The sequence below is a fragment of the Pseudomonas sp. PSB11 genome (assembly GCF_014596605.1).
Classification (GTDB): Bacteria; Pseudomonadota; Gammaproteobacteria; order Pseudomonadales; family Pseudomonadaceae; genus Aquipseudomonas; species Aquipseudomonas umsongensis.
The window spans coordinates 1-8,766 of record NZ_NOIO01000055.1 but is presented as its reverse complement, the minus strand read 5'-3'; the positions used below and the strand labels follow the sequence as shown (position 1 = coordinate 8,766).

Sequence of the window (8,766 nt, the reverse complement as noted above, 5' to 3'; positions counted from 1 at the left end):
GACTACATCCACTATTACAATCACCAACGCATCAAACTGAAGCTAAACGGACTGAGCCCTGTTGAATACAGGGCTCGATCTGTTCAGGTATAGATTTACGATCGTCCAACATTTCGGGGTCAGTCCACTCTGCGTGGGAACGATCAGGGTGGGGATCAGGCAGTCAGCGAATAGATCAGCGCCGAGATCGCCACCAGCCCTACCGCCACTACAAACACGTTCGACGCCTGGCCACGATAACGCGCCATCGCCGGTATCTTGCGAATGGCGTACATCGGCATCAGGAACAGGATGGCCGCGATCACCGGACCGCCCAGGGTTTCGATCATGCCGAGGATGCTCGGGTTCAGCGTGGCGACGATCCAGCACACCACCAACATGAACGCCGCGACGATGCGGTCCAGGGTCTTGGCTGCCGGACGTTTGCCGCTCTTGACGATCAGGCCCTTGAGGCCCTCGCTGGCGCCGATGTAGTGCCCCAGGAACGACTTGGAGATGGCCACGAAGGCAATCAACGGTGCCGCGAAGGCAATGGTCGGATTGCTGAAGTGGTTGGCCAGGTACGACAGGATCGACAGGTTCTGTGCTTTTGCCTCGGCCAGTTGTGCCGGCGACAGGGTCAACACGCAGCTGAACACGAAGAACAGCACCATCACCACCATCAACGCGTGGGCCCGGGACAGGATCTGAGAGCTACGTTCTTCGGCGTGCTCGCCGTATCGGCGCTTCTGGTCCACGGCGAATGCCGAGATGATCGGCGAATGGTTGAACGAGAACACCATTACCGGAATCGCCAGCCACAAGGTGCGCAGCAACGCCGAGGGCTCAGGCAGCGTGCTGGCCGTGGTCAGGATGCCGCCGTTCCAGTGTGGAATCAGGAACACCGCCAGGAACAGCAGCGCGACGATGAACGGGTAGACCATCAGGCTCATGGCCTTGACGATTACCTGCTCGCCGCAGCGCACCACGGCCAACAGGCCGAGGATCAGCACGAACGACAGGACCGCGCGCGGTGGCGGCATGATGTGCAGTTGATGTTCCAGGAAGCTGCCCACGGTGTTGGTCAGGGCCACGCTGTAGATCAACAGGATCGGGAAGATCGCGAAGAAGTACAGCAAGGTGATCAACGCACCGGCCTTGAGCCCGAAATGCTCTTCCACCACTTCGGTGATGTCCGCGCCTTCGCGGCCAGACAGCACAAAGCGGGTCAGGCCTCGGTGTGCGTAGAACGTCATCGGGAACGCCAGCAATGCCAGGACCAGCAGCGGCCAGAACCCGCCCAGGCCCGCATTGATCGGTAAAAACAGGGTTCCCGCGCCAATCGCCGTACCAAACAAGCCCAGCATCCAGGTGGTGTCCTGGCGATTCCAGCTCGTAAGGGTTGCGGGTGTCGCTGCTACAAAGCGTTCGTTAACGCTATTGGCCTGATCATTCATCCGGTGGGATCTCCACATTCCGGTCACTTGCCACCCGGCCAGGACGCGTCGGAATACCCGACAGGCAGCGCCTGGCCGAAACAGGGGCGCGATTCTGGAGGATTAGTGAACAGAAGCAAAGACTTAGGTGAGGAACGGTGGTACCAGGTTGCACCTTTGCCCCCGATAAGGAGTCGCAATCCGTAGTTTTTCAGGATTGTTTGAACTTTTTTCACAATCTTTGAGCGGACGCTGGGGTGCTCAGGCCAGAGATTGGGGGACTCAGACATTTGAAAGCGGGAAAGTGAGCCCCGCAAATGGGCACTCCCGCCTAATTATGATTTGAGAACCTAGCTATTCTCCTGCTACTCCATCGATAGCGCACTCGACTAAACGACCTAGAGGCTACCGCGGATTGGAGGTGAATCCGCTAGATAGCTGAATTTCTCGGCGATTGGGTCAGACTATTACAAGCTGACATTGGATACACATCGGTTTAGGCTTGTAACTGCAAAACCCCAGTGTAATCGGAGCAATGCTGCTTCCATTGCGATGAGTCGCCGAACACATACCAGCTGCCCACCACGAGCGAATTTGGCCTTTTTTGGTGTCACGAAAATGTCGCAAGCCACGAAACCTGCGGTTAATGGTTTTTCAGGAATCAATGGCTTTCAGATCTTTACGCACTTGAGCTAGAAACGCTTTGAGATCCGTGATGTTTTCCTTTCGCATGTAACACGCAGTAATCAGGCTGACGGGATGCACCCCCAAAACGCTGCACAATTCCTCAAGCTTCGCCATCGTCGGGCTGGTGCCTCCTCGCTCAAGCAAACTGACATTGGTGCGGCTGCTTACCAACGAAAAATGCTCCTGCGTCAGGCCTTTCCGAAGGCGAGCCTGTCGGAACGTTGCTCCGAATGCTTCTTTCAGTTCCATTTTGCTTTCTCACAAAAGGAACGATAAGGCGACATTGCGCAATATATGACTACAACATATATTGTTCATTCGAGATGCCGAGGTACCAACGATGAACAAGGATCATGAAGGGCCGACGATTATTTCCAGCCTTTTCAATGCTGATTTTCTGGGGCGCCCGTTCATGCGGCAGACGGTCATGATCCCCTGGTTTTACCTCGAAGCACATGTTCGATACGGTAAGGAATTCGTTGGGGAAATGCTCATGGTGTCCTCATTTGAGGCACTGAAAGACATTCTCAAGGTCCAACATGAGTCATTTCGAGTGCGATCCATTCAGTACGTAACTCCTGGTTTCGTAAATGAAACCGGTCATTGGAAAATGGAGCCGCTCCTTGAGGCAAGTGAGGCGATTAATCCGCAGGGTGAGCGGGTCCCGCTTTTCAAGGTTTCTGATCGAACCTACACGCACTTGGGGGTGAACACCGAGGTGAACCTAAAAAGCGTTAGGGTTCTATTCCCAGCCGCCCAAAAAAAGCGCGAATGACATCGACCATTTTTCTGTGATGCATCGGCTTAAGCCTTGTTCGCACTCCTACTTAGGGACTGGCAGCTTCGCCCCAGTCGCCGCTAATCGATGACGGGGACTCCGTTATTGCAGAAATCACTCATTTTTATTGGCGTCTTATCAGACAAAATCTTGAGATGACACGTGCTCGCGCTCCGTTCTATGTCGAGGAAGCTTATTGGGCAAGCACGGGGCGCGCCCTTCCCCAGGCACTGTGGATTGATGGCGTATGCGCTCTAGACGAACCATCAGAGAGCATTATCCGCCGCTACGCGGCTTGCTGAGGCGCGAAACGTTATCACATCTGGGTTACGCTTATTTGTCCCATCGGTATCATGAGCTGGCCGTATTGTAGCCTTGAGAGTCAGGCGGCCAGCTCAACGCAAGCGCGTAGCCGCCACTCCCCCTCGTAGAGGGTGGAGACACTGAAAGCCAGCAAGTGCCGTATTAGCAGCTTTCATAAATCGCCATTCGCAGTCGCTCGCACACTCGACGCGACCGGGGGCAAAAATGGGGGCACAGCGCACTTTTCTTGTTCTGAAACCACCGCCCTAGAGCCAAGTCAAAATGTTCTTTGGCGACCCAGAGAGTCTTTGATGTTGTCGAAAAAGCGGCCGAAAACTCCCGTATCAGACACATCAATCGACGAATCGGCTGCTCGCCGCGACCTTGCCGAGGCGATCTGATCGAAGTGCAGGACAATCTGGTAAACGCGCGCCGCACGATTGGGGACTACATTGGTGAACCCCCAGAATCGCTGACCACCTTGCAGCCACTCAAGCTCAAAAGAGCTGGATATCAACTTCCCGCTGTTCTGCGGTGGCGGCGTCAGGGCGCTGTTGCGCAGGACCAACCCTGGCCGCCAGGCCGGGTTGATCAGCCAGATCGATCGCCTGCGCCGCTGAGCCACAGGCCTTGCCCCCTCTCCCGTTTACAGGAGAAGGTGAGGAGCGGCGCGACCACCTGTGCCACTCCCCATACGCCTAGGTGAAAAGCTGCACATCGCTCGCCGCCAGGCTCGCCACCCCGGCCAGGGTCACCATCGCCACCGCATTGCCATTGGCCGTGCCGTCGGCGTCGTAGTAGAGCGTCTGGTTGCTCTGGTTGAACACCAGGTGGTTGCCGGCTTGCTCGGTCAGGGCGCCGCTGACGTTGGTCAGCACCGCGTCGATGGGTTGGCCGTTGAGGTGAAACGCCGAGCTGTCCAGAGCCAGGATGTCAGAGCCCTGAGCGAAACCGAAAACAGTGTTGCTGGTACTGGAGTCGGGAGCTACGGAGAATCGGAAGATGTCGTTGCCGTTTCCGCCGAACAGCTGATTGAAGCCGCTGCCACCATCCAGCGTGTCATTGCCGTCCTCGCCAGAAAGGGTGTCGTTACCGTCACCGCCCTCCAGCAGGTCATCACCCAGCCCGCCATACAGCTGGTCATTCCCACCCCCGGCCGCCAGGCTGTCATTACCGCCATGCCCATAGAGGAACTGGTTGCCGGCGCCGGTGGTGATACTGTCGTCGACCGCATCGCTGCCGATGAAGTAGTCGGCCAGCTCACCCAATTGCTGGCGGTTCCAGGTCGTGCCGTCGCTGAAACGCACCTCCTGCACGCCGTACTGGTTGGGGTTGTCACTGGCCTGGTAGGCCAACAGCTGGTTCGACAGGAACACGGTCTTGCCCGTGGCAAAGCCCAGGGTGACGCTGTTGCCGTCGCCGCTGACCGTGACGCTGGCCGGGGTGATGCCGGCCGCCAGCTCGAGCCGGTTGAGGTCGCCGGCCGTCGTGGTGTTCACGTAGTCGGACAGCGAGACATTGCCGCTGCCATCGAAGCGGTAGGTATCGCTGCCACTGTCGCCGGCAAGCGTGACCGCGGAGGTGTTGGCCAGCCCGTTGGCAACCAGCAGGTCGTCGCCAGCGCCACCAAAGGCATAGCTGCTGTCGCTGGCTCCCGTGCCGAGGCGCAGGGTGTCGTTGCCATTGCCCCCCAACAGCTGATTGAAGCCGCTGCCGCCGTCGAGGCTGTCGTTGCCATCCTCGCCAAAGAGGGTGTCGTTACCGTCACCGCCCTCCAGCAGGTCATCGCCCAGCCCGCCATACAGCTGGTCATTCCCGCCCCCGGCCGCCAGGCTGTCATGGCCGCCATGCCCATAGAGGAACTGGTTGCCGGCGCCGGTGTTGATACTGTCATCGACCGCATCGCTGCCGATGAAGTAGCCGGCCAGTTCGCGCAGTTGCTGGCGATTCCACACGGTGCCGTCGCTGAAGCGCACCTCCTGCACGCCGTACTGGTTGGGGTTGTCACTGGCCTGGTAGGCCAACAGCTGGTTCGACAGGAACACGGTCTTGCCCGTGGCAAAGCCCAGGGTAACGCTGTTGCCGTCGCCGCTGACCGTGACGCTGGCCGGGGTGATGCCGGCCGCCAGTTCGAGCCGGTTGAGATCGCCGGCCGTCGTGGTGTTCACGTAGTCGGACAGCGAGACATTGCCGCTGCCATCGAAGCGGTAGGTATCGCTGCCACTCTCGCCGGCAAGCGTGACCGCGGAGGTGTTGGCCAGCCCGTTGGCAATCAGCAGGTCATCGCCAGCGCCACCAAAGGCATAGCTGCTGTCGCTGGCTCCCGTGCCGAGGCGCAGGGTGTCGTTGCCGTTACCGCCGAACAGCTGGTTAAAGCCGCTGCCACCGTCCAGCGTGTCGTTGCCATCTTCGCCAAAGAGGGTGTCGTTACCGTCCTCGCCGAACACCGTGTCGTCCCCTGAACGCGCCTGGACGACATCGTCGCCCGCCCTGGCGCGAATAAGGTCGGCGCCCTCCGTACCCAGCAGCGGGTTGTCAATGCCTTGCGTACCGTCGATGGGGTTGAGCAATTGTGCAATCCCGGCGGTCGAACTGCTGGCGACGGACTCCAGGGTATTGCCACCATCGGTGTAACTCGCCAGCACGCGAACCTGCAGGCCGATCAACGTCGAACCGAGAGCCAGGCTGGCAGCAGTGGCGCCGGCAAGGTCGCTCCAGTTGGCGCCATCGGTGGAGGTCTGCCACTGGTAACCAACCACGCCCAGCCCATCGGCGTCGGCCAGCGAGTGGCTGGCGGTCAGCGTCTGTCCTTCCAGGGCCGTGCCGGACAGGGTGACGTTGCCGGTCGGGGCATCGTTCACCGCTGTCACGTCGACGGTCAGGATATTGGCGCTGGCGGCAAAATCGCTGCCGTCGCTGACCCTGAAGCCGAGCATCGTGTAGTCGGTGCCATTCGCGTCGACCGCTGGCGTAAAGCGCAGATGCCCGGCGTCCAGGTCGGCACGGTTGACCAATTGGTTGGCGAGCACCGCCACCCACACGCTACCGTTGAAGAACTCCAGGCTACCCGCAGCCGGCAGGCTGGTGATCTGCACCGCTGCCAGCGGCGTGCCCTCGGCGTCGCTGTAAACGCCGAAATCGGCCACACTCAGCAGTACCGGCGTGTCTTCCGCCATGGTGACGCTGGCGTCGGTCGAGCTTGGCGGCGTGTTGCTTGCGCCTGCGCCAACCAGCGCCTGCACCGTGGTCGGCGACCACATCGTGCCATCGGCAAATCGGATCTCGTCGATTTCCGCGGCCCCGGCGATGAAGTAGTCGAGCACTGTGATGCTGTCGCTGGCATTCAACCTCAGCACCAGGTTGTTGCCAACCTGGCTCGCCGCCACTTGCGTGGGCAGGATGCCGGTGGCGAACTCGATAGCGTCGATATCGCCTGCTGCGGCGTTACGATTATCGACCGTATCGGCGCCGTCGCCGAGCGCGTAGCGGTATATGTCGTTGCCGCTGCCACCGATCAGCGTATCGTTGCCGACGCCGCCGACCAGCACGTCGTTACCCGCCTGAGCATCGATGCTGTCGTTGCCGGCCTGCCCATTGAGCGAATCGTTGCCACCGGCGCCGAAGATGGTGTCGTCGCCGTTGGTAGCGCTGAAACCGGGCAAGGCGTAGCGGCTGATCTCGGTACCGTCAGCGAAGCGCAATGTCTGTACGCCGCCTTCGTTGCCATTGCCGCCGGTGGCAAACTGGCCAGGAATGATTAGCGTTTTGCCAGTAGCGAAGGTGACGATCAGATCGTTACCGCTGCGCGACAGCTGCAGGCTGGCAAAGTCGATGCCGGCGGCGAACTCGACCACGTTGTTATCGGTCGGGGACGTGTTGTCCCTGTTGTCAAAAATGTAAATATGGGCTCCATCACCGACACGGTAGAGGTCGCTCCCTGCTCCACCGAACAGGCCGGACTCAAATCCCGGGGAGGTTCCCGTAAGCGACCGTACATCGAGGGTATCGTTGCCATTCCCGCCCCCCAGTGTTGCGGCGAAACTATTACCGCTCAGTATCAGCGTGTCGTTGCCATCTTCCCCATACAGCTGTGAATGGGGGGAATCACTTGCAATCAATACATCGTTGCCGGTTCCACCATACGCCCTATCGTCGGCACCAAAGCTGCCGAGATCAAGGGCGTCATTGCCGATGCCGCCGTATAGGGTGTCATTGCCGTTGCCGCCGTTGAGCACATCGTCCCCGTCCCCTCCATCAAGAAGGTCGTTGCCGTCGTTGCCATTGAGCGTATCGCTGCCGGATTGACCATACAGTCCGTCGTTGCCATTGCCGCCGTTCAGGGTGTCATCGCCGTCGCCGCCTTCCAGTGTGTCGTCGCCGTCACCGCCTTCCAGCAGATCCGCCCCGCCGTAACTTCGCAGGATGTCTGCACCGCCAAAGCCGCGAAGAATGTCGTTACTCTCGGTGCCGTCGAGAATGTTGTTGTTGCCATCACCGTCGAACAGGTTGGTTGCAGACACCACCCAGAACGACGCACCGCTCGCCACCGACTCCACCGTGCCTCCTTGGTCGGTGTAGCGCGTTTGTGCGCGCACCTGCTGGCCGATCTGGTCGGCACTCAGGGTGAAGCTGTCGCTGTTCGCGCCGACAATGTCAGTCCAGGTATTGCCGTCGACCGATACTTGCCACTGGTAGCCGATGGCACCCAGGCCGTCGGCGTCGGAGAGCGTATTGCTGGCGCTGAGCGTTTGACCGACCACCGTCGTGCCGCTGATGAGCACGTCGCCGGTCGGAGCATCATTCACGGCCGCCAGATTGAGTGTGGCTACAGTGTTGATAGTGGCCATGCCGTCGCTGATCACCACCGCGAAACTCACCGCACCGTTGCGGTTGGCCGCCGGGCTATAAGTCCAGGTGCCATTGCCATTGTCAGTCAGGCTGCCGTCGGCCGGGTCGACTCTGACGCTCTGCACGCTCAGCGTATCGCCCACATCCACATCGCTGGCGTTAGCCAACAGTTGCGCGGTGGTCAGGGTGTAGCTTTGATCCTCCACGCCATTCGCCAGACTTACCGGGCCGGTAACAGTCGGGGTGTCGTTGGTGTTGCCAACGCTCAGGGTGAAGCTGGAACTGGCGCTGAGATTGCCACGGTCCGTGGCGGTGACCTTGATACTAACACTGCCAACCTCGCCATTGCCTGGTGTGCCGCTGAAGCTACCGTTCGCGGCATCGAAGCTCAGCCAGTTTGGCAAGGGCGAGCCGTCTGCCAGGGTAGCGCTATAGGTCAGCGTATCGCCCGCATCGGGATCGGTGAAGGTGCCGGCCGGTACGGTGAAGCTGAAGACGGCATCCTCGGTCGCCGCCTGGTCGGCCAGTGGGCTGCTGACTTCAGGGGGCGTATTCAGGTTTACCACCTCAATGCCGGTAATGCTGGTCGAAGGTGCAAAATTGTCGACGGTAAGGTTGCTGGCCACGGTGTTTTGCAGGGTAATGATGGTCCGCCAGCCGGTGCCACCCGCCGCCGTGCCGTTCTGGTCCCACTGCAGCAGGGTATCGGCGCCCTGCTGCACCAGGCGCAGGTAA

The 8,766-nt window shown here is 59.9% G+C and carries 6 protein-coding genes; 2 read left to right on the top strand and 4 right to left on the bottom strand.

The window, feature by feature from the left end; genetic code table 11:
• The coding region (locus CGA21_RS29580) for an IS3 family transposase (protein WP_188263828.1) at positions 1-93 on the top strand (93 nt) is incomplete at its 5' end.
• A 62-nt stretch (positions 94-155) separates the two neighbouring features.
• On the opposite strand, the gene CGA21_RS29575 is transcribed toward CGA21_RS29580, so the two are convergent.
• Positions 156-1,436 (bottom strand): serine/threonine transporter, encoded by a 1,281-nt coding sequence (locus CGA21_RS29575; protein ID WP_188265680.1) that lies wholly within the window; start codon positions 1,434-1,436, stop codon positions 156-158.
• Between the two features lie 633 nt (positions 1,437-2,069).
• On the bottom strand, positions 2,070-2,351 hold the full coding sequence (locus CGA21_RS29570) for a helix-turn-helix domain-containing protein (protein WP_188265679.1): 282 nt from the start codon (positions 2,349-2,351) through the stop codon (positions 2,070-2,072).
• Between the two features lie 91 nt (positions 2,352-2,442).
• Between CGA21_RS29570 and CGA21_RS29565 the strand changes: the two genes are divergently transcribed.
• Positions 2,443-2,877: a hypothetical protein gene (locus CGA21_RS29565; protein ID WP_188265678.1), complete on the top strand. Its 435-nt coding sequence runs from the start codon at positions 2,443-2,445 to the stop codon at positions 2,875-2,877.
• 583 nt (positions 2,878-3,460) lie between these two features.
• On the opposite strand, the gene CGA21_RS30555 is transcribed toward CGA21_RS29565, so the two are convergent.
• Positions 3,461-3,751 carry a hypothetical protein gene (locus tag CGA21_RS30555; protein WP_188265677.1) on the bottom strand — a complete coding sequence of 97 codons (291 nt, stop codon included), beginning with the start codon at positions 3,749-3,751 and terminating at the stop codon, positions 3,461-3,463.
• A 130-nt stretch (positions 3,752-3,881) separates the two neighbouring features.
• Positions 3,882-8,766: cadherin-like domain-containing protein (locus CGA21_RS30085; RefSeq protein ID WP_188265676.1), on the bottom strand; the 4,885-nt coding region annotated here is incomplete at its 5' end.